Source organism: Shewanella sp. 5S214 (assembly GCF_041439795.1).
GTDB lineage: Bacteria > Pseudomonadota > Gammaproteobacteria > Enterobacterales > Shewanellaceae > Shewanella > Shewanella vesiculosa.
Genome location: NZ_JBGOOV010000027.1, coordinates 1 through 22,776, shown reverse-complemented (window position 1 = coordinate 22,776; position 22,776 = coordinate 1). Strand labels below are relative to the sequence as shown.

The 22,776-nt window shown below is 40.7% G+C and carries 24 protein-coding genes; 3 read left to right on the top strand and 21 right to left on the bottom strand.

What is annotated here, in order from left to right; all coding sequences use genetic code 11:
• The first annotated feature begins 1 nt into the window (after position 1).
• Positions 2–1,483: a sucrose phosphorylase gene (gene gtfA / locus ACED29_RS16550; protein ID WP_371698126.1), complete on the top strand. Its 1,482-nt coding sequence runs from the start codon at positions 2–4 to the stop codon at positions 1,481–1,483.
• A 101-nt stretch (positions 1,484–1,584) separates the two neighbouring features.
• On the opposite strand, the gene ACED29_RS16545 is transcribed toward gtfA, so the two are convergent.
• From ACED29_RS16545 to ACED29_RS16525, 5 genes are all read right to left on the bottom strand, one after another.
• Positions 1,585–2,616, bottom strand: coding sequence for a LacI family DNA-binding transcriptional regulator (locus tag ACED29_RS16545; protein ID WP_124016643.1), 1,032 nt, complete (start codon positions 2,614–2,616; stop codon positions 1,585–1,587).
• Positions 2,617–2,769: 153 nt separating this feature from the next.
• Entirely contained in the window at positions 2,770–3,330 is a 561-nt protein-coding gene (locus ACED29_RS16540) for a C40 family peptidase (RefSeq protein WP_371698125.1), read from the bottom strand.
• A gap of 91 nt (positions 3,331–3,421) precedes the next feature.
• Complete coding sequence (locus tag ACED29_RS16535) at positions 3,422–4,006, bottom strand: TetR/AcrR family transcriptional regulator (RefSeq protein ID WP_371698124.1); 585 nt, start codon at positions 4,004–4,006, stop codon at positions 3,422–3,424.
• Between the two features lie 143 nt (positions 4,007–4,149).
• A complete protein-coding gene (locus ACED29_RS16530) occupies positions 4,150–4,701 on the bottom strand; it encodes a BON domain-containing protein (RefSeq protein ID WP_371698123.1) in 552 nt (183 codons plus the stop codon).
• A gap of 274 nt (positions 4,702–4,975) precedes the next feature.
• On the bottom strand, positions 4,976–5,452 hold the full coding sequence (locus tag ACED29_RS16525) for a hypothetical protein (RefSeq protein ID WP_371698122.1): 477 nt from the start codon (positions 5,450–5,452) through the stop codon (positions 4,976–4,978).
• 266 nt (positions 5,453–5,718) lie between these two features.
• On the opposite strand from ACED29_RS16525, the gene ACED29_RS16520 reads away from it, so the two are divergent.
• Positions 5,719–7,083: a sigma-54-dependent Fis family transcriptional regulator gene (locus tag ACED29_RS16520; RefSeq protein WP_124016638.1), complete on the top strand. Its 1,365-nt coding sequence runs from the start codon at positions 5,719–5,721 to the stop codon at positions 7,081–7,083.
• Between the two features lie 15 nt (positions 7,084–7,098).
• Here the strand turns inward: ACED29_RS16520 and ACED29_RS16515 are convergent, their stop codons facing one another.
• The 11 genes from ACED29_RS16515 to ACED29_RS16465 all read right to left on the bottom strand — a co-directional run bounded on the left by ACED29_RS16515 (position 7,099) and on the right by ACED29_RS16465 (position 17,614).
• Positions 7,099–8,751 carry a diacylglycerol kinase family protein gene (locus tag ACED29_RS16515; protein WP_124016637.1) on the bottom strand — a complete coding sequence of 551 codons (1,653 nt, stop codon included), beginning with the start codon at positions 8,749–8,751 and terminating at the stop codon, positions 7,099–7,101.
• Between the two features lie 213 nt (positions 8,752–8,964).
• A complete protein-coding gene (locus ACED29_RS16510) occupies positions 8,965–9,159 on the bottom strand; it encodes a hypothetical protein (RefSeq protein ID WP_124016636.1) in 195 nt (64 codons plus the stop codon).
• Between the two features lie 80 nt (positions 9,160–9,239).
• The gene (locus ACED29_RS16505; protein ID WP_124016635.1) at positions 9,240–9,416 is read right to left on the bottom strand and encodes a DUF1328 family protein; all 177 of its coding nucleotides are present in this window, start codon (positions 9,414–9,416) and stop codon (positions 9,240–9,242) included.
• 330 nt (positions 9,417–9,746) lie between these two features.
• Positions 9,747–10,964 (bottom strand): organoarsenical effux MFS transporter ArsJ, encoded by a 1,218-nt coding sequence (arsJ, locus tag ACED29_RS16500; protein WP_182723136.1) that lies wholly within the window; start codon positions 10,962–10,964, stop codon positions 9,747–9,749.
• A 6-nt stretch (positions 10,965–10,970) separates the two neighbouring features.
• Entirely contained in the window at positions 10,971–11,981 is a 1,011-nt protein-coding gene (locus ACED29_RS16495; RefSeq protein WP_347690582.1) for an ArsJ-associated glyceraldehyde-3-phosphate dehydrogenase, read from the bottom strand.
• A gap of 60 nt (positions 11,982–12,041) precedes the next feature.
• Positions 12,042–12,536, bottom strand: a complete 495-nt coding sequence (locus ACED29_RS16490) for a tyrosine-protein phosphatase (RefSeq protein WP_371698121.1) — start codon at positions 12,534–12,536, stop codon at positions 12,042–12,044.
• Between the two features lie 74 nt (positions 12,537–12,610).
• Complete coding sequence (gene arsB / locus ACED29_RS16485) at positions 12,611–13,630, bottom strand: ACR3 family arsenite efflux transporter (RefSeq protein WP_371698120.1); 1,020 nt, start codon at positions 13,628–13,630, stop codon at positions 12,611–12,613.
• A 59-nt stretch (positions 13,631–13,689) separates the two neighbouring features.
• Positions 13,690–14,502 (bottom strand): metalloregulator ArsR/SmtB family transcription factor, encoded by an 813-nt coding sequence (locus tag ACED29_RS16480; protein ID WP_371698119.1) that lies wholly within the window; start codon positions 14,500–14,502, stop codon positions 13,690–13,692.
• Positions 14,503–14,663: 161 nt separating this feature from the next.
• Positions 14,664–16,265 carry a nicotinate phosphoribosyltransferase gene (locus ACED29_RS16475; RefSeq protein WP_371698118.1) on the bottom strand — a complete coding sequence of 534 codons (1,602 nt, stop codon included), beginning with the start codon at positions 16,263–16,265 and terminating at the stop codon, positions 14,664–14,666.
• Between the two features lie 10 nt (positions 16,266–16,275).
• Positions 16,276–17,130 carry a ribose-phosphate diphosphokinase gene (gene prs, locus ACED29_RS16470; RefSeq protein WP_371698117.1) on the bottom strand — a complete coding sequence of 285 codons (855 nt, stop codon included), beginning with the start codon at positions 17,128–17,130 and terminating at the stop codon, positions 16,276–16,278.
• A 154-nt stretch (positions 17,131–17,284) separates the two neighbouring features.
• Positions 17,285–17,614, bottom strand: a complete 330-nt coding sequence (locus ACED29_RS16465) for a hypothetical protein (protein ID WP_371698116.1) — start codon at positions 17,612–17,614, stop codon at positions 17,285–17,287.
• 349 nt (positions 17,615–17,963) lie between these two features.
• Here ACED29_RS16465 and ACED29_RS16460 point away from each other — a divergent pair, with 349 nt between their 5' ends.
• Positions 17,964–18,662: an NUDIX domain-containing protein gene (locus tag ACED29_RS16460; RefSeq protein ID WP_371698115.1), complete on the top strand. Its 699-nt coding sequence runs from the start codon at positions 17,964–17,966 to the stop codon at positions 18,660–18,662.
• A 500-nt stretch (positions 18,663–19,162) separates the two neighbouring features.
• Here the strand turns inward: ACED29_RS16460 and ACED29_RS16455 are convergent, their stop codons facing one another.
• From ACED29_RS16455 to ACED29_RS16435, 5 genes are all read right to left on the bottom strand, one after another.
• On the bottom strand, positions 19,163–19,516 hold the full coding sequence (locus tag ACED29_RS16455) for a hypothetical protein (protein WP_371698114.1): 354 nt from the start codon (positions 19,514–19,516) through the stop codon (positions 19,163–19,165).
• 45 nt (positions 19,517–19,561) lie between these two features.
• Complete coding sequence (locus tag ACED29_RS16450; RefSeq protein ID WP_371698113.1) at positions 19,562–20,515, bottom strand: ankyrin repeat domain-containing protein; 954 nt, start codon at positions 20,513–20,515, stop codon at positions 19,562–19,564.
• Between the two features lie 12 nt (positions 20,516–20,527).
• Positions 20,528–21,121: a DUF4304 domain-containing protein gene (locus ACED29_RS16445; protein WP_371698112.1), complete on the bottom strand. Its 594-nt coding sequence runs from the start codon at positions 21,119–21,121 to the stop codon at positions 20,528–20,530.
• A gap of 47 nt (positions 21,122–21,168) precedes the next feature.
• Complete coding sequence (locus ACED29_RS16440; RefSeq protein ID WP_371698111.1) at positions 21,169–21,894, bottom strand: Imm43 family immunity protein; 726 nt, start codon at positions 21,892–21,894, stop codon at positions 21,169–21,171.
• 211 nt (positions 21,895–22,105) lie between these two features.
• Positions 22,106–22,579 carry a hypothetical protein gene (locus ACED29_RS16435; protein ID WP_371698110.1) on the bottom strand — a complete coding sequence of 158 codons (474 nt, stop codon included), beginning with the start codon at positions 22,577–22,579 and terminating at the stop codon, positions 22,106–22,108.
• Positions 22,580–22,776 lie beyond the last annotated feature (197 nt).

Below are 22,776 nucleotides of genomic sequence, written 5' to 3'. Positions count from 1 at the left end.
AATGAAAAATAATGTTCAGCTGATCACTTACGTAGATCGTATAGCGCACTCAGACTTAAAAGGACTCAAACAGGTTCTCGACACAGAACTTCATAATCTCTTTGGTGGCGTACATCTGTTACCTTTTTACTATCCAATCGACGGCAGCGATGCTGGCTTTGACCCTATAGACCATGCAAAAGTAGATGAACGTCTTGGTGATTGGAATGACGTAAAGCAGATTGGCCAGCAATACGACATCATGGCCGACTTAATCGTTAACCACATGTCAGCGGAGTCTACCGAGTTTCAAGACGTACTTGCCAACGGTAAAAGTTCTGTTTACTGGGATTTATTTCTAACTAAAGAGAGCGTATTTCCTGACGGGTTGAGCGCAGAAAACCAAGCTAAAATTTATCGTCCACGTCCAGGGAGTTGCTTCACTAGCTATAAACTTGCCGACGGGACAGAAGCCGAGTTTTGGACGACTTTTACCTCAAACCAAATTGATATTAATGTGCATACCGCTGCAGGTCAGGCGCATTTAAACAAGGTGCTAACGCGTTTTCATGAAAGCAAAGTCGATCTTATTCGTCTTGACGCTGCTGGCTATGCGATTAAAAAGCCGGGCACTAGCTGCTTTATGATTGAAGAGTCATTTGAATTTGTCGATGAGTTGGCCAAAAAAGCCAACAGCCTAGGCATGACCACCCTTGCCGAAATTCACTCACACTACATGACCCAACTCGATATCGCTAAGCGGGTAGACATGGTGTACGACTTTGCGCTACCGCCATTGATCCTTCACAGCCTGTTTAGCCAAGATGTCAGTGCATTAAGCCATTGGCTATCCATTGCACCACGCAACTGTGTCACAGTATTAGACACTCATGACGGTATTGGTATTATCGACGCAGGCCCTGTCGGCAATAAAGCAGGTTTATTAACCGCTGCAGAAATTGATAACCTAGTTAACCGCATCCATAGCAATAGCAAAGGTGAAAGCTTACAAGCAACGGGCGCGGCAGCCAGCAATGTCGATCTATATCAAGTTAATTGCACCTACTACGATGCTCTTGGCCAAAATGACATTGATTATTTAATCGCTCGAAGCGTACAATTTTTTGCTCCAGGTATTCCGCAGGTGTATTACACCGGTTTATTGGCTGTGCCTAATGCCATGGAATTGCTGAATCAAACTCAGGTAGGTCGTGACATTAACCGCCCTTATCTACAGGTAAGCGACATTCAAACCGCGATGCAAAAACCGGTTGTTAAAACGCTATGTGAGCTGATCACTCTTCGCAATAATGTCGATGCCTTTAATGGTGAGTTCACCATGACAAACCAAGCTAATCAGTTAACACTTTCTTGGGTGCATGGCGACAGTTCAGCCAAGTTAAGCGTAAATTTTGCCACTAAAGAAACCCATATCAACATAGTTGCAGCGCAACAATCGACCCACATTGTGCTGGCCGATTTATTGGCTAAACATAGCAGATAATCTGACGGGTAATTTAAGCTCAAACGTAAATAAGGCGCCTATTAGGCGCCTTATTTGTATCAACATATTTGTATCGAAATCGTCCGGTCATCAATATTACATCAACAACTGCCACCACGTGACAATTCATAACCTAACACTTCAGCATGATGGGCATCAGCAATAAACATTTCAGCGGCTTTACGGCCTTTTTGTTCTGAATACTGGAACACAGTCGTCAGCGGCGGGATCGCCCGAGTACCTTCGTCAATACCATCAAAACCCACCACTCGAACATCTTGTGGAATGCGTAAACCTTGTTGGATTGCCTCGCGCATTAAACTCAAAGCAATTAAATCACTCATGCACAAAAATACATTCGGACGCGGTACACAATTAAGCGCCTCTTTGGCAGCTATGGTCGCAAAGTCGGCATTACTTTCAGGGATATTCCAAATGCGGTCATCACCAAGCTTAACCCCAGTATCACCAATGGCATCCAAATAACCTTGCAAACGCTGATGCGCTACAGACGTGTCAATTTCCATAGAATGAATATCATACACGCGGCAGGTTAAATGGGTATCAAGCAAGCGTAATCCAAGAATTGCGACCTGATCTTGCTCAGATTGAATCGCCAACTTAGCCACTTCATAGGCACCGGCTTTATTATCGATACTCACCGAAGCACTACGGTGAATATTAAAGTCGACCGTTACCACTTTTTTACGAATTTTTTTTAATTGCTCGGCCAATAAACGGTTACGGGGGCGACCATAACAAATAAAGCCATCGACAAAATCATTGACGCCATTCACATTGTCAGAGCTACCAGAAAACAACAGTAAATTAATTTTATGTTGCTCGAAAACGGCAGCAACACCTTTCATAAATTTACTGGCCACAGGATCTGATACCATGTATTCAATACTGTCCGACAACACCAATGCGACCGTATCAAATTTACCACGCCTTAAAGATTGCGCGGCTTTATTAGGTCCAAAATATCCTAGCTCGTTGCAGGCAGCGAGAATGTCTGTGCGGCGTTTTTCCGACAACTGATCTGGACGATTAAACGCATTAGATACCGTCGCATTCGACACACCTAATTCTTTGGCAATACTTTTTAAGGTCCAATGCTTGGAGTCTGGCATAACGGGTCCGTTTACGTCGTGGTTTTAGCCTAAACAGCTATTTATAACATGAATATATCGATGCTAAGCGGTGAAAACAACCCAAGCAATACTTCAGATGCAGGCCTAGGGTTGAAGCAAATAAACGGCACCAGCAGTTAAACTGCTGCCAAATTATAAATGGTCTTGCTGTTGAACATGTTCGACCAAACTGGCTATCGACATGTTTTGTTCAAACGTTGGATTGTCTATGCGTTTTGCAAACCAGAAACGAGGCTTCCAATAGATATTATTCAAACTCGAAATTTTTACCCCTTTTTTAGTCGAGGCATGTAAAAAACGATCATTGCCCATGTAAATACCGACATGATGAACCGTCCGAGTGGTTTTAAAAAAAACTAAATCGCCGGTTTGTAACTGGCTGCGCGGCACGTCTTTGCCCAAAGTCCCCTGTGAATTCACTGTGCGAGGTAGTTTGTCGCCGACAATGTTCAGGTAGGCCAAATACACAAACCCTGAACAATCTACGCCATTTCGGCTCAGGCCACCTAAACGATATGGCGTACCTTTCCATTGATTATGAAAACTTAACAGGCTTGACTCGCTCCACTTGGGCGCTTCTTGCTTAAGCATGGGTGGAACTACCACAGGCTTAGGTGCGATAACCACTTGCGGACTAGACGCACATGCCGACAGCAGCAAAACCAAACAACTAAGTAATAATCTTTTAGCCAATTAACCCTACTCCAAACACCGAAAAAACCGCTCTATGTAGCAATATTTTTTCCACAATACACGCTCAAAATCACTGCTGCAGCACTTGAATCTATCGAGTCATCATCTGCATACACTGCACTAAAGCTCGCTTAGCAGCCATTTTATCGACTTTAATTTGGCAGCGTAGCATAGTTCCTTGCCAGTTCGCCCAAAAAACACTCGCTAGTGTTAATGCTGGCAAGTCTGTACGGATATGGCCTTGCTGCTGCCCCTGCTCGATAAGCGCACTCAATAAGCCCAACCATTGATCATAAAGGTGGTTTAAGGTTTGATGCAATAAAGGCGCTTTGCTACTGACTTCAACCATTAAGTTACCCATTAAACAGCCGCGAGGCTCACTGCCACTAAACAGCTCATCAATGAGTTGATGATACCCATTAAGCATTGTTGATAAATTAGTTTTAAAATTTACGCTTGAATCGATAGCAATAGGTTGAATACGTAATTGAAAATAATGTTCGGCAACGGCTGCCGCAAACGCCTCTTTACTGGCAAAGTAATGGTAAAAAGACCCTTTAGGAATACCGACCTCGTCGAGAATTAATTTAATGCCCACGCCACTATAACCGTGTAACGCAAAAAGCTTTTCGCCTACGGCGCATATTGATTGTCTACTTGCTGCACTTTTGTTCATTGAGCCTCCATTTCAATGACAGGATAAACAAGAATAGACCAGTCGGCTAACTTTAGTTGCTAATAATCAAAATATAGTGACTTATTGCCTATTTTAGGCATAAAAAAACCAGCCCAAAGGCTGGTTTAAAGATTATCAATAGATTACTGAGTGACACGTAACTTATTAACAACATCTTTTACGTCATCAGTATTTTTGGCAATCATTAAAGCTAAATCACGTTCAGCATCACTCGATACCGAACCTTTTAATGTTACCACGCTATTTTTTACCTCAACGTCAATATCGGTACCAGATACGTCGGCTGAGAATAATAGTCGCGTTTTGACTACGGTAGCGACTTTTGAATCGGTGATGTTTTTAGCGAGATCATTAGTGTCTTTATCGCTATCAGGCTTCATTACCGACAATTCATTATTGACGTCTTTAACGCCATCTAAGCTTTGCACTAATTCTCCGGCAAGTGCCTTATCAACACTACTGTTAACTTTACCTGTTAGGGTCACATTGCCATCATGTACGTCGGTATTAATATCGAATGAATTCAAATTAGTATTTAACAAAAGTGTGGTTTCAGCTTTACCATCGATCCACGCATCTTTTGCATCATCTTGCCAATCTTGTGCTGCACTTGCACCGAATGCCATTGAACCTAACATGATGCTCATTACTACAGATAATGTGGTCTTTTTCATAAAGATTTCCTCCGTTGTTAATATCAAGGATTATAGTGCTCGAATCATGCCAACAATTATAACCACATGTAAAATAACAACTAATTAGAGTTTTTCATTGATATGATGACTTTAAATAGTAATGTTATCGGACTTTTTTACCGATACTAGGTAAATTTTTCCTCATGGCAATCAAGAGTGGCTTAACCTCGACTAGACTTAAAAGGTGACGAAGCAAACATCAACAAAAAACGCCTGATAATCAACATTATCAGGCGTTTTTATTACCTGCAGACTAATTACCTGCAACGGAAAGGCGTTTCATGGTATCAAAACTCATCTGTAGCCAAGCAATGCCTTCGGCAAGTTGCCCTGCGACACGCTTATTTTTAGTTTTTTTAGCGGCGTACTTTAATTGAGTTAATACTTGTTGCTCAGTTTCAACCAATACTGCAATCACCTGCGGTAGTGGTTTATCCTGTATCAGGTGTTCGGCCTTAGCATAGTGTTTATATGAAGATTGTTGGTGAAAGGTTTTACTGTCCATAGGCCTTGCTTGACTGGATCGCATCAACGTAAATAATGGTGTTAAACGCGTTAGCATGCATTTTCTAATGTCAGCCATATGGATAAAAACCCGCTTAATATTGTAATCGTCGGCCCCTAGTATTGCTTGGGCATAAAATTGCTCGCCCTCTTGGCATAAATCAATCGCCTCATGCAAAAGCCACACATCGGACTCAACTTGTTCGTCTCGAGTATATGATTTCAACGCAAATCCTCCTGTATTCGATAATTTAACTAGTACTTTGCTCTATAGGTTGTATAACCTATAGAGATCCAGCACATATTATGTAAGCAAAGCCTAAACATAAGCACGTCTGCACATGGACAAAATTTAATTAACCATCTGATTATTATTGTTATTATAATATTTTGTTACACGTTAATGGCCTAACAACACTGAATGATTGTCTTTAGTTGTCACACGACACCCGAGACAAACATTGGACTACATACCACAGGGAGTGAATCGGCATGCCACGTCCAACACTTTTTTACCATTTACACCGTCAAGAAGGTGAAGCTCGTCTACTTGCTTTACCAAGTAGCCAGCACTTTAATAAGATTGCCAGCTCAGTTGACCAGTCCTGGTTAGACCAACTGAAGAGTAACTCAATAGACGTTGCTATCATTGAACTGTCACAATTAAGCCAACAAGAATACGCTGAGCTAACTGACAGTTCGATAATGTCTGATATTGAGCTCATCTTCTTAACCGAAGGTAAGCCAAACCCCAACTTAGATCATTTAATGTCAAAAACGGCTGGTTATCATTTTCGCCAGCCTTACGATGCTGATGTGATTAACGACACGCTAGAAGACTTTGCCCGAGACTTCAAATCGCAATCGACTAAGCAAAAACAGCCTTTTTCGAGTGAACTAGACCAATATGGTTTATTGGTTGGTTCATCGCGTGCGATGCACAAGTTATATCGCACTATTCGTAAAGTCGCTGTCACCGAGAGCAACGTGCTCATCGTTGGTGAAAGCGGTGCAGGTAAAGAGCTCGTTGCCAATACTATTCATTTGGCTAGTCATAGAGTCGACGAACCCTTTATCGCAATTAACTGTGGTGCATTAAGCCCTGAACTGGTCGACAGCGAACTGTTTGGCCATGTAAAAGGCGCTTTTACTGGTGCTCATCGAGATCACCGTGGTGTATTTGAGCAGGCAGAAGGCGGCACCTTATTTCTTGATGAAGTCACCGAAATGCCGTTAGAACACCAAGTAAAATTACTACGCGTACTCGAAAATAATGAATATCGCTCAGTGGGCTCACAACATCTTAAAAAAGCCAATGTTCGTATTATTGCAGCCACTAACCGCGATCTAGCCGACGCTATTGATGCGGGTCATTTTCGCGAAGACTTATATTTTCGTTTAGCGCATTTTCCCATCCAAGTGCCACCATTACGCAACCGTAACAACGACATAAGTGGACTTGCACAGCACTTTTTGGCATATCGAAACACAGCTGAAAAACTCACAAAAATGTTTTCAGATGATGCACTTAACCTGATCCAACAACAAAAATGGCCTGGTAATGTCCGCGAATTGAAACACGCTATTGAACGTGCATATATTCTGGCAGAAAACGAAATTTTACCGAGCCATATCATGGTGTCATCGCTAGAACCTTCAACAGAGCCGTTAACTGACGGCGTACAAATACCTGTGGGCATGCGCCTCGACGAACTAGAAAAAGCTGCAATTTATCAGGCCCTTGATGAATCTATGGGCAATAAAAATGAAACTGCAAAACAATTAGGTATCAGCGTTAAAACCCTTTATAACAAGTTAAGTAAATACCAAGACCAAACGAGTCCTGACGAACCTTAACAGCGTGCTAAGTGATTAAATGTGTTTGCTCGCTTGAGGCAGCAACACATTTAATGACTTAGGTTTAACCTTGATGCATAAATCTTCAGACTCAAATAACTCACCATCAATAACATATTTGCACAACGAGTCCGTGCTCAACTGAATCGTCTTAGCTTGCTCATGATGAATTCCACTCTGCTGATCATCTTCACGCTCGCCTGTTAATCCGGCAAATAATAGCTCGGTCATACTCAATAATTGTTGTGGTGATGTCTCACTGGACTCAATCCAAGTAATGTCTAACAAACCATCGGTAATATTGGGTTCACCATTTCCTTGGGCTAATACACTGGTGAATGGCGCCGCATTAGCAATCACTAAACTCGTGGTGTTAATCATTTGAATGTCACCACTATCAAGCTGTAATTTCATCGACAAAGGCTGATTTTCATCTATCGCCTCCCATAAACCATTAAGGTAAGCCAACTGTCCGAGCTCATTTTTGCGGTCGCGATCGGCTTTCTGTATCATTTTCCGCTCAAAACCCAAGCCCGCTAGCAACAACATCAATTGCTCATTACACATGGCAGTATCTATGCGCTGAGAATAACCTTGAATCAAAATATCAAGCGCTTGCGATACCGGTACTAACTTACTGGTGATACCAAACAAGGTGTGACTAAGTGCATTAGTGGTGCCCATAGGAATAATGCCTAGGTAAATATCACTGTCGACAATCACCGATGCCACCTCGTTAACTGTGCCATCTCCACCACAAGCAACAATAATATCAGCACCCTGTTTTTTGGCATGTTCGGTTAGTTGCACCGCAGACTTGTCTTTAGTGGTATATAAGACTTCAAGCTGAAAATAATCGCTCAAGGTTTGAGTTATATGATCGGCTTCATCATGCCACTTACCGCCACCTGACACTGGGTTCACAATCAACCAAGCGCGTTTATGGATATGAATTTGATTCAGGCGATGCATTTTTTCGACGGCCGCTAACTGCCATTTATTTAACCGCGCGGTTTGACGAATACTACTGATAGATTTCAGCACATCATTAACATTACGATTTTGCTCACGGCACACTAAGTAAGCGGCTAGCACTAACACCGAACGCCCTCGACCTAATGCACAATGTACTACGACATTTTTGCCATTACTGACTTGGTTATGTAACCAATTAATCGCTTGATTTAACTGTGCGACGCTAGGTACGCTGTGATCCAATACCGGAATATTTAAATAGGCAATATTTTCATCAACCAGAGTCCACTCTAATGCGTCAAATTCTGCAGTAACATCTAAAATAGCATCAATTTTCTCATGCTTTAGTCGGTCAATATCGCCAGAAAACAACCGGCAGGCTAAATACAGCTGCTTATCAATTTTTTGTATTGCAGGAACTTTGTCATTTTTTCTCGCCCAGGCGTTATATAGCTGGCAACCCAATAAAAACGGAATAAAGCTCCAACCTATATACCAAGGAATACTGCCATCTTGGCGTTTACGGAAAATACCTGCACTATTAAACCAATACGCCGAACTCACCAAGCCTAAAGATAATGCAAGCCACGCAAAAACAAGCTTAAGTAACACATAAGGAAGCGCCACACATAAGCACGCAGCCAATAACGTACCAAGGGTATAATAATATTTAATATGGATACGGGTGAGCATTGTGGTCCTCCTTTTTTAAAAAAAGCAGCACATGAGTGCTGCTTAAGACAATACTTATCACTATAACTATCTAATCACTTCGCGCCACGCTCTTAAGATTTTACATTGACTTATATGAGTCTAAACAAGTCGTGACCTTTGACATCAATGTACTTTACGTTAATAACCTAACGGCTCTGAACGGATTAAATAGTTAATCAGATTGCACTGTATTTAACAGTCTGGATCTTCTGACTTCATGCCTTCTTTTACATCTTCACATGCATCTTCAACAGCATTACCAGCATCTTGGATCATTTCATCCACTTTCTCACCAGCATTCTCAGCTTTATTGTCTGAACATGCTGATAAACCAGCCGTTAAAAACACCATTAAACTTGCCATTGTCAGTAATTTTAATAATTTCATATTCATCTCCTAGATGATGGTTGTAATCGAATAACGTTTTGTCGCTAACCTTAACTCGGCTTCAGAGCTCAGGTTACCTACTATGCTCGGGGACCTTTACCTCTAATCGCACTGGATAATAATGAAATCACCAGTAATACAATAAAGATAAAGAAAATAATTTTGGCGATCCCTGCTGCGGCTCCAGCAATACCAGTAAAACCCAATAGTCCTGCTATAACGGCTATAACTAAAAACATTAATGTCCAGCCCAACATAAAAACCTCCTTGGTGTACGATTTACAGTATGGTGCGTGATGTGCTAATCCTTTTGATATCGACCTCATACCTAACCATCTGAGAATTAACCATTTACACAACGACTATGTTTTTACTAATGCCAACATCGTGCCAACAGTAAATAAAAAATTAAAACCATGATTATAAAGGATTTAATTTAATATCGAAAAATGAGCGATGGAAGAGCCACAGACTTGTAGGCACTTTTTACCGATGTTTCCGGTAAGAGTTTCAGATACTAGCGAACCAGTATCGAAAGGAGCAATGAAAAGGAGTCAACATAAGCGCCGCCAGAATAACACCAAGCATTACAACGTATACGGCAGCTTAAATGATATTAATGTTGCTAGCGCTATAAAGCCACTCGATATCCACAAACAAGCTTCTAAACCGTATATTTGATACACCAACCCCGAAAGAACGGTGCCGATAAGACGTCCCATGGCGTTGGCCATGTAATAAAATCCCACATCAAGTGACACGCCATCATGACCTGCATAACTAACAATCAGATAACTGTGCAGTGACGAGTTAATGGCAAACACAGCGCCAAATAGCATTAATCCGGCAATTAATGTCACGTGGATATAAAAGTTAAAGTGCAACGCAAGAGCAATAGCAGCAGGAATAAGTAATAAGTAGCCAGCCCATACAAAGGCTGCGCGTCCTGTTGGTACTTTGCCGTGTTTTTTACCAGTAACATAAGGCGCAAATGACTGGACGATGCCGTAGCCAATCACCCAACTCGCCATAAAACCGCCCACCCACCAATGATCCCATTCAAATGTCACCGCTAAAAACACTGGTAACGCCACCACAAACCATACATCTCGAGCACCAAACAAAAACATTCGCGCTGCCGACAACAAATTAATCGCCGGACTTTTGGAAAAAATATCGATAAATTTAGGTTTATTTTTCGCTTTGCCTAAATCCGCTTTTAAGCTCAATAGACTCATCACCCACACACAAGCTAATAAGGCTGCCATCAACAGCACTGCACCGCGAAATTCAAATAGCGTGAGCAAAATGCCACCTAAAAAGAACCCCAGTCCTTTTAACGCATTTTTAGAGCCAGTAAGAATAGCCACCCATTGATACAACTTGCTCTGCGCATCACTAGGCACCAACATTTTAATCGCACTCTTGGCGCTCATTTTATTGAGGTCTTTAGCAATACCCGACAAGGCTTGCGCAACCATGACATACATTATGGTCAACATGTCCGCTGGTACGGCCAACATAGCTAGCGCAACTATTTGTAACCCTAAGCCAATGTTCATGGTGTTATTTAAGCCAAGCCTTGCCCCTAGCCAACCACCTACAAGATTAGTGACTACGCCAAAAATCTCATAAAACAAAAACAACATCGCGATATTGAACGGGCTGTAACCTAGCTGATGAAAATACAGCACCACCAGCATACGCAGTGCACCATCGGTTAAGGTAAATGCCCAATAATTACCAGTGATTATTAGATATTGCTTAATGTGAGATGGCAATGTACTGAAAGTTAACAGCCCCATGTTAGCTTATTCCTTGTCCGCCAAACCTACTTTGCGCGCAAGCTCAGCGGTGCGATTAGCGTAACCCCACTCATTGTCGTACCACACATACAGCTTAACTTGGGTATCATTAACCACCATGGTCGATAAGGCATCGATAATACTTGAGCGTGGATCGGTTTTATAATCGACCGACACTAATGGGCGCTCTTCATAACCCATAATCCCCTTAAGTTCGCTATCAGCAGCTTGCTTCAAAAGCTGGTTTACTTCTTCTGCCGTTGTGCCACGGGCCACTTCAAACACACAATCGGTAAGCGATGCATTGGCTAGCGGCACCCGAATCGCATGGCCATTTAACTTGCCTTTCAATTCAGGAAAAATATGAGTAATGGCAGTAGCAGAGCCGGTGGTGGTTGGAATTAAACTGATTCCACACGCACGGGCGCGGCGTAAATCTTGATGCGGTGCATCTAAAATCGTTTGGGTGTTAGTAATGTCATGAATAGTGGTCATCGAGCCATGTTTAATGCCTATTTTTTCGTGGATCACTTTTACCACAGGCGCTAAACAATTGGTGGTACAAGAAGCTGCCGTTACGATTGGATGAATCGCTTTATCGTATAAATGCTCATTTACGCCCATCACAATATTGAGCACACCGTCTTCTTTTACTGGCGCGGTTACTACAACTCTTTTGACCCCTTGATCTAAGTAAGCTTGTAGCAAGGCTTTGGTTTTTATCTTGCCGGAGGCTTCAATCACTACATCGCATTTTGACCAATCAGTGTCTTGGGTGACCACATTACGACTGCAAGGAATAGCTTTACCGTTAATCACTATGGCACCACCATCATGTGTCGCTTCATGATGCCAACGACCATGAACTGAATCAAAGGTCATTAAGTGCGCCAGGGTAGCAGCATCGCCAGCGGGATCATTAATGTGCACAATTTCAACATCGTCCCAATCATACGCCGCACGCATTGATAAACGTCCCATACGGCCAAAACCGTTAATGCCTATTTTTATTGTCATGATGGTGTCCTAAGCTTGCTCTGATTTTTAAGGGTAATGTTAAAGGTTAGTCACTACATGCTAACCATTAAATGCATCAAAATATTCACGCTGAACCGGATGAGTCAGCGCCTTGGGTCGCAGAGTTTGCACTGCATTAATCACTTTATCTTTAGGCCAGCCTAAGCTTACTAATATCAGACCAATGACTAATCCCGTGCGGCCCGAACCGCCTTTACAATGCACTGCGATAGCGTTTCGGTTATTCAGCAATTCAATAATCTGGAGTTTATGGGCTAACCACTGAGTTTCAAACTCTTGCCCTGGCGCAGCATCGTCAGCAATGGGCAATTGCACCCAAGTAATGGCCTGTGAGGCACATTCTTCGGGTAAATTATCCGCTTTATTACGCACTATTTCGTCATCAAACATCAAAGTGATTAGCATTTTTGCACCCGCCGCCTTTAATGTGGCAACTGACGCAGCTAATGCTTCATCTTTGGTACCAGGACACGGGGTAAAAATCAGCTTGGCGCCATTATCTAACGCTAAAACATCATAAGGATGAGCTTGCATGGTTAACTCCAAAAAGTAACTTCAAAATATGTTCATAAATTGATTCACAAAGCCGAATTCACAAACTGACTTAATTAATGGTTAAACCAATGTTGAGTCCGATTGATAATGGCCACCAGCGATAACATCACCGGCACTTCAACTAATACCCCTACAACCGTAGCCAACGCGGCTCCTGAGTGCAGCCCAAACAACGATATCGCCACAGCGACAGCTAGCTCGAAAAAGTTAGATGTACCAATTAAACAAGCTGGGGCGGCAATGTTATGGGCTAATTTCAGCCATTTAGCTGCTATGTACCCAATAATAAAAATACCGTACGTTTGAATAACTAGTGGTATGGCAATTAAGCCAATGGTTTGCGGATCTGACACAATCACTTCAGCTTGAAAACCGAACAGCAACACCACTGTGGCCAGTAAACCGATAATCGACCATGGTTTTAAATTGGCCAAAAATGAGTTAACAGCGGCTAAGCCATGACGACGATTAAGCAAGTAACGCGTTGTTACACCGGCCAATAGCGGTAACAACACATACAATAATACCGATATAAGCAAGGTTTCCCATGGCACCTGAATATCGCTTACACCCAGTAATAATGCAGTAATTGGTGCAAAGGCAAAAATCATAATTACGTCATTAACTGACACTTGTACTAATGTGTAGTTCGCATCACCTTTAGTTAATTGCGACCACACGAACACCATTGCAGTACAAGGTGCAACGCCTAATAAAATCATCCCAGCGATATACTCTTGCGCAGATGCAGGGTCGACCAAATCGGCAAACAGCACCTTAAAAAACAACCAGCCCAATACTGCCATGGTAAAGGGTTTAATTAACCAATTAATGACAATGGTAAGTAATAATCCCTTAGGGTTTTTACCTACATCTTTCATTGCCGAAAAATCAATTTGCACCATCATTGGATAAATCATCACCCAAATAAACACCGCAACAACCAAGTTAACGTGGGCAATTTCAAGATTAGCGATAGTCTGAAAGACCCCGGGCTGCCATAAACCTAACAACACTCCGGCCAACATGCTTAAGCCAACCCATACCGATAAAAACCGTTCGAACGTTCCCATACAAATAACTCCAAACAACGAGGTATACCACAACGTATTCTTAAAATGACAACATCAGACTAGCGACAAAAGCTCACCTTATTAGGCCTATTTTGCATAATGTCTAATCGTTGTAATGACGACATAATCAACCCAAGGTTGTTTTCGGTGGTTTGTGCTATTACTGATTTGGCCCATAGAGGTAAGTTAGGATTGATGCGATAAAACACCCATTGACCATTTTTTCTGTCGCTAATAATCGCTGCCTTTTTTAACAAGGCTAAATTACGCGACACCTTAGGTTGGCTATCTTCATTCAGCGCCGCCATTAGCTCACACACACACAATTCACCGTGGTAATGGGTCAACATTAAGCTTTTTAAGCGAATGTCATCGGTAAGGCATTTATAAAATACGAGGGGATCAATACTGGAGAATTCAGCGGCATTCAATGCAGACTGAGTCTCTAGCGACATTGGCTCTGTAGTTGGTTGCTCCACTGACAAAAACATCGTCAGGCGGTTGTTGATGTCATTTAAGGTGATCAAAAATGCTTGTTCACCTGCGCGATTTTTAGGATCAGGAAAGTCCCACGCCAGTTGCTTACCCGCGCCAGGATAACTACGACATTCGTTATTGGCTTTGTCACAAAGGGTAATCACGTAATCAAATGCTTTACCCGCAAAGGTTTGTAGCTTTTTAGACACTAAACCCCGAGTGTCAGCGCCAAAGCGAGCTATGGCGTCAATGGCCCTTTGGTCAATATCTTCAGGCTGCGTGCCAGCACTAAATACATCAAATAGATCCGCAGCCCTGCTTCTTAGTAAGGCTTCAGCCATTTGTGAGCGCGCCGAATTGCCAGTACAGAGAAACAACACCGTTTTCTTTTTCATTGTTGACTCACTAACACGCAATAAAAATATACACCTGAGTGTATATATGATTATTTACATATACAAGCTTGAGTTACAAAAAACCTACTTACTGATTAGTAAATAGGTTTTTTATTTTTATCAGTGTGTCTGTTAATCATAACAACGACGCGATAGATAATTTAACGTGAAATCTGGTTATTAATCCTTTCTCGTATTTGCGCTAGAGTCGTTTCTTTAACTAACTGTCCATTTTCAAAAACAACGTCAAGTAAACCTTGAGATTCTTCGAGCTCAGTAACATTATCAAACAATACTAACTCACCATTAACTCGCTCTATTTTAAGTAATCCTTTAGCAGATTTTTTCTTAGCATCTGTTTTAGGATCTTTAAATATCGCGACTCGCTCACCGTTTTTAACAACACTGGTAGCTTTAACTGCTGAACCATGGGTATCACGGGTGACATACTGGTAACTATAAGAACCAATTCCTAAAACCACTTTAGACGCAAAGCCTTTATCCATTAAACGCTGTAATATTTGACGTTGGCGCGGTAATGTAATTGCATCACCATAAATGGCACCAATATGCTCATCAAGTAACTTAAAACCTTTGTCTGTGGTGGTACCACCAAAAATATCCCAAAGGCACTCAATAAGCCCTTTCACTTCAAAGTCCATTAGGTTAATGGTTTGATCTTCTTCAAAACCAAAATAGTTTCCATTCCAACGATAAGCTTCATAACCATTGTTAATAACATCTTTTTCAGCCTCATTCTGACTGTTAAACAATTCTGCATAATCAGATACTGGAGAGACTTTATATCCGGTCAGAATTTTTACAGGATCACCAGAGTCAGGACGGATAACTAACGTTCCTTCGCGAGCTATAATCTCTTGTTTTAATTGTGGTAGATACTCAGTAACTAACGTCCAAAAATCCCAAGTGTCTGACACGACACTCAATATACCTTTAGGAGATTGTTCTCTCATTAAGTATCTAAAAAACTCTATCTCACCTTCCATAATCCAAGAGCATGTCACCGAATGTTCAGTGGCATCAACTGAACACCCCACTAGTTCAGCATCCACATTGGCACCATAGTACTTTTCTGCAAATAGTACGGCGGGAATAGTATCGGTTCCGACTAGACCTGACGCCAAATGACCAAAACCACTCATTGCTGCAGCGTGTTTACCAAACATGCCTCTAAAGCTGAAGTCATGCCCCTGAAAAGGTACAAAATCCATTGACAACCCAGTTTTATCTGCGAACTCTTTGAATACTTTCAAATATGCAACTGACGTTGTTGCACTCGTTTGAATCGGCCAGTTTTCACAGCTCAACACAGTTTCAATCATGTTAGTTAGCCACTGAAAACCCTCTTTGGTATTGACAACAGTGATCGGTGGTACTAGATAAGGAACTAGCGTGCCTTCAGGTAAAGCTTTAATTTTTAGTGGTAAATAACCTAAATCGTGTAAGTCCTCTAAATATTTAACATTAACCGGATAACCTAACATAGCACTCATAATTCGCTTATGATTAGCAACGGCAGAGGCTTTATCCACTTTAAAGAACTCAGCCCACTCTTCCTGTAAATAGCTTTTAATAAAGTACTGCAAACCAACAAATGCGACTTTATCGTTATTCTCAACATTACTTAATTTACCGCTTCTTGAAGTATAATTTGCATATACTTCAGTGACATCTGGATGATAAGCACGGCTATGAAATTCTTTATAAACATCTTTTTGCATACTTGCTGCTGTAATAGTCATGAGGGTTTCCTTACATCTCTATGATTTGTAAATTAATATTTTTATTTTTTGTAAACTCTTCAGCTGGTTTAAACGAGTCAGTGGTGTAAATCGTATCGATTAACCCTACAAACACATCGACACCTTTTGAAAAAATACCGTGGGTAATAAACAATGATATTTCGATGGCGCCTTTAGCTCTAAGAACCTTTGCCAACTCAATGAATGTACGACCACCATCACAGATATCATCTGCGATCAGCACTTTTTTACCTTGAACGTCACCTAAAATTTCAGTGCTGATAATGTCACCACTTTTAAGATCTCGAATTTTCTGAGCTTGAATAACCTCAGGTTCACCCTTAAATGCTTCGGCAATCTTAATCGTTTTTTTGCTGGCACCTGCATCAGGAGAAATAAGTGTTAGCTCACCCTTTGCTAAGCGTTGACATAACTCTTCGCAACGCATAAGCAATGACAATTGGGGTATATTGACGACTCGGTGTAGGAGCGCTGGGGACACATCGCTATGAGCATCCCATATTGTTACTTTAGAAAAACTAAGCTGATTAATGAAGTTTGCCATAACAGAAGCACCTAATGCTTCTCCTTCGACACATACTCTATCTTGGCGAGCATAAGGGAAATAAGGGATGACGAGTTCAATTGGGATACTGTCATTTGACAGTCTTCTTAATGCATCGACTGCCACCATTAATTTTACAATTTGAGATGAACTAGTTAAACGAGCAAAAATTTCGATTTTTACTGACGTTAATATCTCTTCTATATTAAAGCGGATGTGCTCTTCGCCACCTGAAAAAGTAAAAGTGTCGTAGTTAAATACCGTTTTATTTCCTGACAAATCGTGACTAAATACATTCATGTTAACTCCTTTTAATATAGTGTCCCTAAGACACTATTGAATGTAGCAAAGATTTTAATCTTAAACAAGAAATTTGTGTCAATAAGACACATTCATTAATATTTAAGAAAAAAATAGTAACAGCTAATTCAAATAACTGATATTAAAAACATTACTATTTTTTAATCAAATGACCAACACGTGAACTTATTGAAATATAGGCGACCACGCCAGCATTGAACTCAATTGCATCTTGCTCAATGCCATCTGAAAATATCACTCCGTTTTCAGGCATTTTTGATGCTATAGAAAAACAAGATTGATTTGAGATTTGACCAAAACCGAGTTTACAACCGGTTTTAACTGAAAGAAATGGCTCCCTAAAGGAGTAATAGAGATATGGGCTTGACCACGGAAAACCGTCTGTAAGTTCATTCTGTATAGGCTGCTTTGCGATGCCTCTAGCACCTGCCAGAATGCTTTTAAACCAGCCCGTAGATCCCATGCCCCTGAAGACTTAATTTTTGAAAATCTGCCGTCTGTAGCCTGAATACAAACGGGAGTTCTTTACTGTTACTTGGAATAGCAACCAATGATGAGCTTGGCGCAATAGCAAAAAAAACTGACTCTGACACCTTCCTGAATAACATTGCCTTTTTACATAGCATCAAGTGTGTAGATGGATCTGCTTTTACATATTTAAAACCAAACATAACAACATCCAATTAATGTCCTTTCGACACTCTTAGGCTTTTTCTCTGGGACACTATCGTGTCAATATTTATTTTTAATTGACGTAAGTCTTGTGAATCATTAATGTGTCGCAAAGACATAAAGAACTTTTTTAAAATAAAATGACTGAAAAATATGATATTAACCAGTTCAAAAATCCATTATTTACAGTAGATAGTGTGCTATTTACCGTAAAAGAAGCATCATTAAAAGTGCTTATGGTGAAGCGTGCTAACCAACCATTTATAGGTTCTTGGGGACTTCCAGGGGGATTTGTCAATATTGATATTGATGAAACAACCGATCAAACAGCATTGAGAAAGCTCAAAGAGAAAACCAGTATTGAGCCGCTGTACATTGAACAACTACAAGCATTTTCAAGTAAAGATAGAGATCCTAGAGGCTTCAGCGTTACCTTGGTTTATTTTGCATTAATTGCTGAACAGGATGTGTCATCGCATATAGACACGGTTGAAGACGTTCAGTGGATTGATGTTAATCAATTAAAATACTTATCCATTGCTTTTGACCATCAATATATTATTGAGCAAGCGAAACTGCGCCTCCAACAAAAAGCGCTATATTCAATGGTACCCGTTTACTGCTTACCAGAATATTTTACGGTCGGCCAACTTAAAACGGTTATCGAGACCATTATTGAAAAAACTATTCAACGAAAAAGCTTAATTCGCCGTATTGAAGCATCAGAAATGTTTGCAATAATAGATGAAAAAGTTAAATCCGGTGGTCGTTTAGCTCAACTCTACAAAATAAAACCGGATGTAAACATTGTTAACTTCGAGCGTAATTTAAGTGCTTAAGGATAAGAGCAAATAATGCTTACATACATCGATACGGATGATGTCTGCGCTGTCTCTATAATAGGTTTATTGATCTAAAGCAGTTTTGGATGTTCAATATTACATCTAATGTGCAGCGACAATAAAGTTTGCCCGTAGAAAGTAAAACGCATTTATTAATCGACAAACCTTATTATTTTATACACGTTCTTTCATAGTATCCTGTATCTCTGACGAGATAGGTTGCACAGAACGTACTATGCATTGAGACTGCTTACTGGCATTTACCTAGAAATATATTGAAGCAACACTTACTAGTAGGTTACTCAAAACATTCTTACGAAGATATTTTCATCAGAGGCTGAAAACTGCTGTCCTTGTGCAGGTACTGAGGAATCCAAATAAACCATACTAAATGCCTTTAAAACCTGCCACTGATACTGCCAAGCTTATTTCCCAATTCCCTGTCCCATCAAGCCTTTCCTTTAACAATCCATCAAACATGTAACCCAAAATTTTGGCTAATTTGTTGCTTGTAAATCCGCCCGCACCCCAGCAAGTGGCGGGCGTATGCTGAACTTGGCATTGACGTCCACCACAGGCAAATCGTAACGCTGGGTCGATATTACTTGACTCTCCATGCGGGCATGCAGCCTGCCCGCGACTTCGGCGTCATCCACATTAAAATAGTGCGCCACCAGCCCCTCGCGGCGCAATTCCCGCAGCAACCTCTGGGTATGACCACAGGAATCGCGGCCATAGACGGCTACATAGGGTGCGTCGTACAAAGGCGCCAACGCCGGCTTGGGGCCGAAATCCTGCCAGCCTTTATAGACACAGAAACCTAATAGTAATATCAAAAATAGTTGTTTCAAAAACTATCCTCCTTAGTTAGTCTAGCCACTATGTATTAAGTGGGTTTATCTGAACTGTTTAGAATCTATTGTATGCAGAATTACTTCATTATTTGAACGACAAAATTGAACAAAATGTTCAACTAACCTATCGTACAAGTCATCAGCAATATACGGTAAATCAGAAACTGAAAAGTCGTCTTCAATTTCATTTAGAGGTACAAATGTACGTAACCTCATTAAGTCTTGTTGAATTGATGCCTTTACTTCCTGAGTAAACGATGAGCCTTCGACTAATTGCTGTTCAAGAAAATCTACCATCATCACAAAACAATCATCCCAATTGATATTGCCATTCTGTTGGCTTTCCCATCTCAACTTCTCAATAACACGTAAAATCTCTCCTTGCACGCTTGATGCCTGACCAGATGAAGGGATTAAGTTATCCCATACCCATTCAGTAAGATCTTCATCGTTTAGAGTTAAGTCTAAGTACTTAACACTTGGCCTATCGACGACTACACCATCAGAATAAACGTACTTCTCAAGACAATTAACCACATCATTAATACCAATGGTTCTCGCAAAGTCCAATGGGGAACTTCCGTAATTATTCTTTCTATCCACATCACAGGTATATCTTAAAAACAACGCTACCATTGAGAAATCTTCGGAGGTGGATTCGAACACAGCATTCATCAAAGGTACATCACCTATTGCATTTGCTAGATTTAACTTTGCACCATTATTTAACAGTAATTCAGCGACCCTTATGTTTTTCGAGTCAGCACAATAATGCAAAGCAGTATTACCACTAGCATCCTGCATGTTTAAGTCGCCACCATTCTCAATAAAAAAAATAGCGACATCATCAAAACCATAAGCTATTGCAGCATGCAATATCCCATTGCCTGCATCATTCTTTCCATTTATATCCCATCCAACAATCGATGAACAAAACGTTTCTAAATCATGTTGTTTAATTGATGAGAAAATATCATTATTTATAGGAATCAACACTATCCTTATCCTTCAGCCCGCAATGGAAAATCTCTTGTAAACTTTAGCAACCCTTGCTCCCCACACCTCGGAGTGTTCAAATTCAGCCAATATACCTTTTGCACGCTCAATATCACCATTGAGCAGAAGCAGAGTCGCGTGCGATATTTTTTCCGCAGGCATTCTCGGTAATGCTTGGTCTGCTAAAATCAAAACATCTTGGAGTGTATAAAGACTATCCAACATCGCAAGGCATTTATCTGTTAAAGCTACTACTACTTCAGCCCCAACAATATCCACATCATTCTCAGAAGACAGTGCCCACCATTCGTCAACTTTTTTCATATCAAATCCGGCCAATAAACGCTTGAGCCGAAAACGCGGAAAACATTCCACCTCTCCCACAAAGCCATCTTTTATTGCATCAAAAAAAATTGGCCTAATATCTAAATTTAGTATTCCAACGTTAATGGTGAAATTAATATGATTTTTTATATAACTGGTAAATTGGATATCAATAACCTGTACAGTGCCAAAGTATTCTCTATTCCAAGTCATTCCCTTCTTTTTAAATCCTGACAACTTCAGCATTGGGCTAATATATTTTTTTATTAGAAGACTCAACATGAATTACTCCCTCCCCATATAACGTTGCAGTAGCTTATATGAGGCCATCAGTCTTGATGATCTTTTTTGCTGACATCGGCAAACCAAGGTTTTATTGGTTTTTTCACCTTGGGCAATAAGTCACTCAACTTTTGGCGCCCCTCTTTAAGGGCTGCATCAAAAGCCTCCTGCAAGGGAACAAACTTCCCCCCCTTGACGCCGACCGCCTCTAGCTGCTCCTTGGCCTTGGCCGTAAACACGATATAACGCGACAAATAGAATACATTAGTCATTTGAAACACATCGTACTGGCTGGCGAGTGGTGTGAGTGCAATAAAACCAGATGGTAGTATCACACCATCTCTGTCAAGCTGATAAGTTGAACGCTCTACATCGTAGAAAATTTGTTCGGGATCCAGTTGCACCCCTTTGTGCCAACTGCCACGGTCAAACGCCAGATAGAAATAATCATGCGGCACTGGCTTGCCTTTCATATAAACGTTCAAGCGCTTCTTGTAGTGTGGCGCCAGTCTTAACCCATCAAGCAGTTCCATCATTTTAGAAGAAACCAAATGCCCGTGGTACTGGCGGTAATCAAATAGCAAAGGCTCTATTTTGTTGAAATTCCAAAATATTTCATCTCCGTCAATATCTTTGACATTGAAAGGGAAATTAAACCTATTGGGGCGCACTGGCAGCTCAGTGTCCGGCTCCAGCGCTAAAATGCCTATAGGGTTAATCGATTGATATGGGCTAACATAATCATTCATTAATACATAATGTGTATCAGACATTAGTTCAATCTCCCGCAACCATTAGAAAAATCATCCAAAAATTTCAATATTTCGGTTTCCTTTCCAGTTAAACTAAGCCATCACTCGAACCATCACTAATCTAATAATCTGAGGTTTGAGTGGAGACATGTCTCGGCTTATTAAAAATATTGGCAGCTATACTTTGCAACTTGAATGTACAACTTGATATCGGGTATCAAGGTTTCCATTCCTATATTGACGAACAATCAAATGGCTTGAATATGCCCTTATCGATTACATCATCTTGTGAGCCGATGTTGAATATATCAATATACTTAGGGTATTGATCATCTTCATAGTCAAATTGACCCAGAACAATTCCAAGTTCTAAGAAAAGAATTTCATCGTCCCACACATACTTTTTCTTATCTAACTGACTAAAAGTATTAACTAATAATTTACACGAAATAGGATCACTATCATTGACCACAAAAGTATCACTATCAAAAACATTTACATGTACATCTATGACTGAGCCAAATTCAATTTTATCGAAACAAACAACAATTAACCTATTGGATAATAATAAATATTCATTCACTAAATAATTACTGGGATTGATGCTTGAAAATGTTGACTTCCCTAACACCTGTTCAACATCATGGGGTGACATCCCCAATGTAACCCCCATAATGCTCGAGTATGAAACGATATCGATTTTCATGCTTATTTTCCTCACCAGCAACCTGAATTGGTTATCGCATTCTTCTTTTGCCCTGTACGGCTTGAATGCTGATTTTGCGGTAACATCCCTGCGCCATATGCATATTAGTACCCTTCATATCGGCATACTAAATAGCGCCATTGTATTTGCGTCTTCCAGAGCCTTTTAATGCCGAATTTCTCACATCTCGTATTTCT

Excerpts from the sequence above, each read along its gene's own strand:
- gtfA (WP_371698126.1), top strand. The coding sequence starts at position 2 with ATGAAAAATAATGTTCAGCTGATCACTTACGTAGATCGTATAGCGCAC.
- arsB (WP_371698120.1), bottom strand. The coding sequence starts at position 13,630 with ATGGGAACGTTCGAACGGTTTTTATCGGTATGGGTTGGCTTAAGCATG.
- ACED29_RS16530 (WP_371698123.1), bottom strand. The coding sequence starts at position 4,701 with ATGAAAAAGACCACATTATCTGTAGTAATGAGCATCATGTTAGGTTCA.
- ACED29_RS16475 (WP_371698118.1), bottom strand. The coding sequence starts at position 16,265 with ATGACTATTACAGCAGCAAGTATGCAAAAAGATGTTTATAAAGAATTT.
- ACED29_RS16520 (WP_124016638.1), top strand. The coding sequence starts at position 5,719 with ATGCCACGTCCAACACTTTTTTACCATTTACACCGTCAAGAAGGTGAA.
- ACED29_RS16545 (WP_124016643.1), bottom strand. The coding sequence starts at position 2,616 with ATGCCAGACTCCAAGCATTGGACCTTAAAAAGTATTGCCAAAGAATTA.
- ACED29_RS16495 (WP_347690582.1), bottom strand. The coding sequence starts at position 11,981 with ATGACAATAAAAATAGGCATTAACGGTTTTGGCCGTATGGGACGTTTA.
- ACED29_RS16445 (WP_371698112.1), bottom strand. The coding sequence starts at position 21,121 with ATGTTGAGTCTTCTAATAAAAAAATATATTAGCCCAATGCTGAAGTTG.
- ACED29_RS16490 (WP_371698121.1), bottom strand. The coding sequence starts at position 12,536 with ATGCAAGCTCATCCTTATGATGTTTTAGCGTTAGATAATGGCGCCAAG.
- ACED29_RS16440 (WP_371698111.1), bottom strand. The coding sequence starts at position 21,894 with ATGTCTGATACACATTATGTATTAATGAATGATTATGTTAGCCCATAT.
- ACED29_RS16510 (WP_124016636.1), bottom strand. The coding sequence starts at position 9,159 with ATGAAATTATTAAAATTACTGACAATGGCAAGTTTAATGGTGTTTTTA.
- ACED29_RS16505 (WP_124016635.1), bottom strand. The coding sequence starts at position 9,416 with ATGTTGGGCTGGACATTAATGTTTTTAGTTATAGCCGTTATAGCAGGA.
- arsJ (WP_182723136.1), bottom strand. The coding sequence starts at position 10,964 with ATGGGGCTGTTAACTTTCAGTACATTGCCATCTCACATTAAGCAATAT.
- ACED29_RS16460 (WP_371698115.1), top strand. The coding sequence starts at position 17,964 with ATGACTGAAAAATATGATATTAACCAGTTCAAAAATCCATTATTTACA.
- prs (WP_371698117.1), bottom strand. The coding sequence starts at position 17,130 with ATGAATGTATTTAGTCACGATTTGTCAGGAAATAAAACGGTATTTAAC.
- ACED29_RS16515 (WP_124016637.1), bottom strand. The coding sequence starts at position 8,751 with ATGCTCACCCGTATCCATATTAAATATTATTATACCCTTGGTACGTTA.
- ACED29_RS16535 (WP_371698124.1), bottom strand. The coding sequence starts at position 4,006 with ATGAACAAAAGTGCAGCAAGTAGACAATCAATATGCGCCGTAGGCGAA.
- ACED29_RS16480 (WP_371698119.1), bottom strand. The coding sequence starts at position 14,502 with ATGAAAAAGAAAACGGTGTTGTTTCTCTGTACTGGCAATTCGGCGCGC.
- ACED29_RS16435 (WP_371698110.1), bottom strand. The coding sequence starts at position 22,579 with ATGAAAATCGATATCGTTTCATACTCGAGCATTATGGGGGTTACATTG.
- ACED29_RS16465 (WP_371698116.1), bottom strand. The coding sequence starts at position 17,614 with ATGGGATCTACGGGCTGGTTTAAAAGCATTCTGGCAGGTGCTAGAGGC.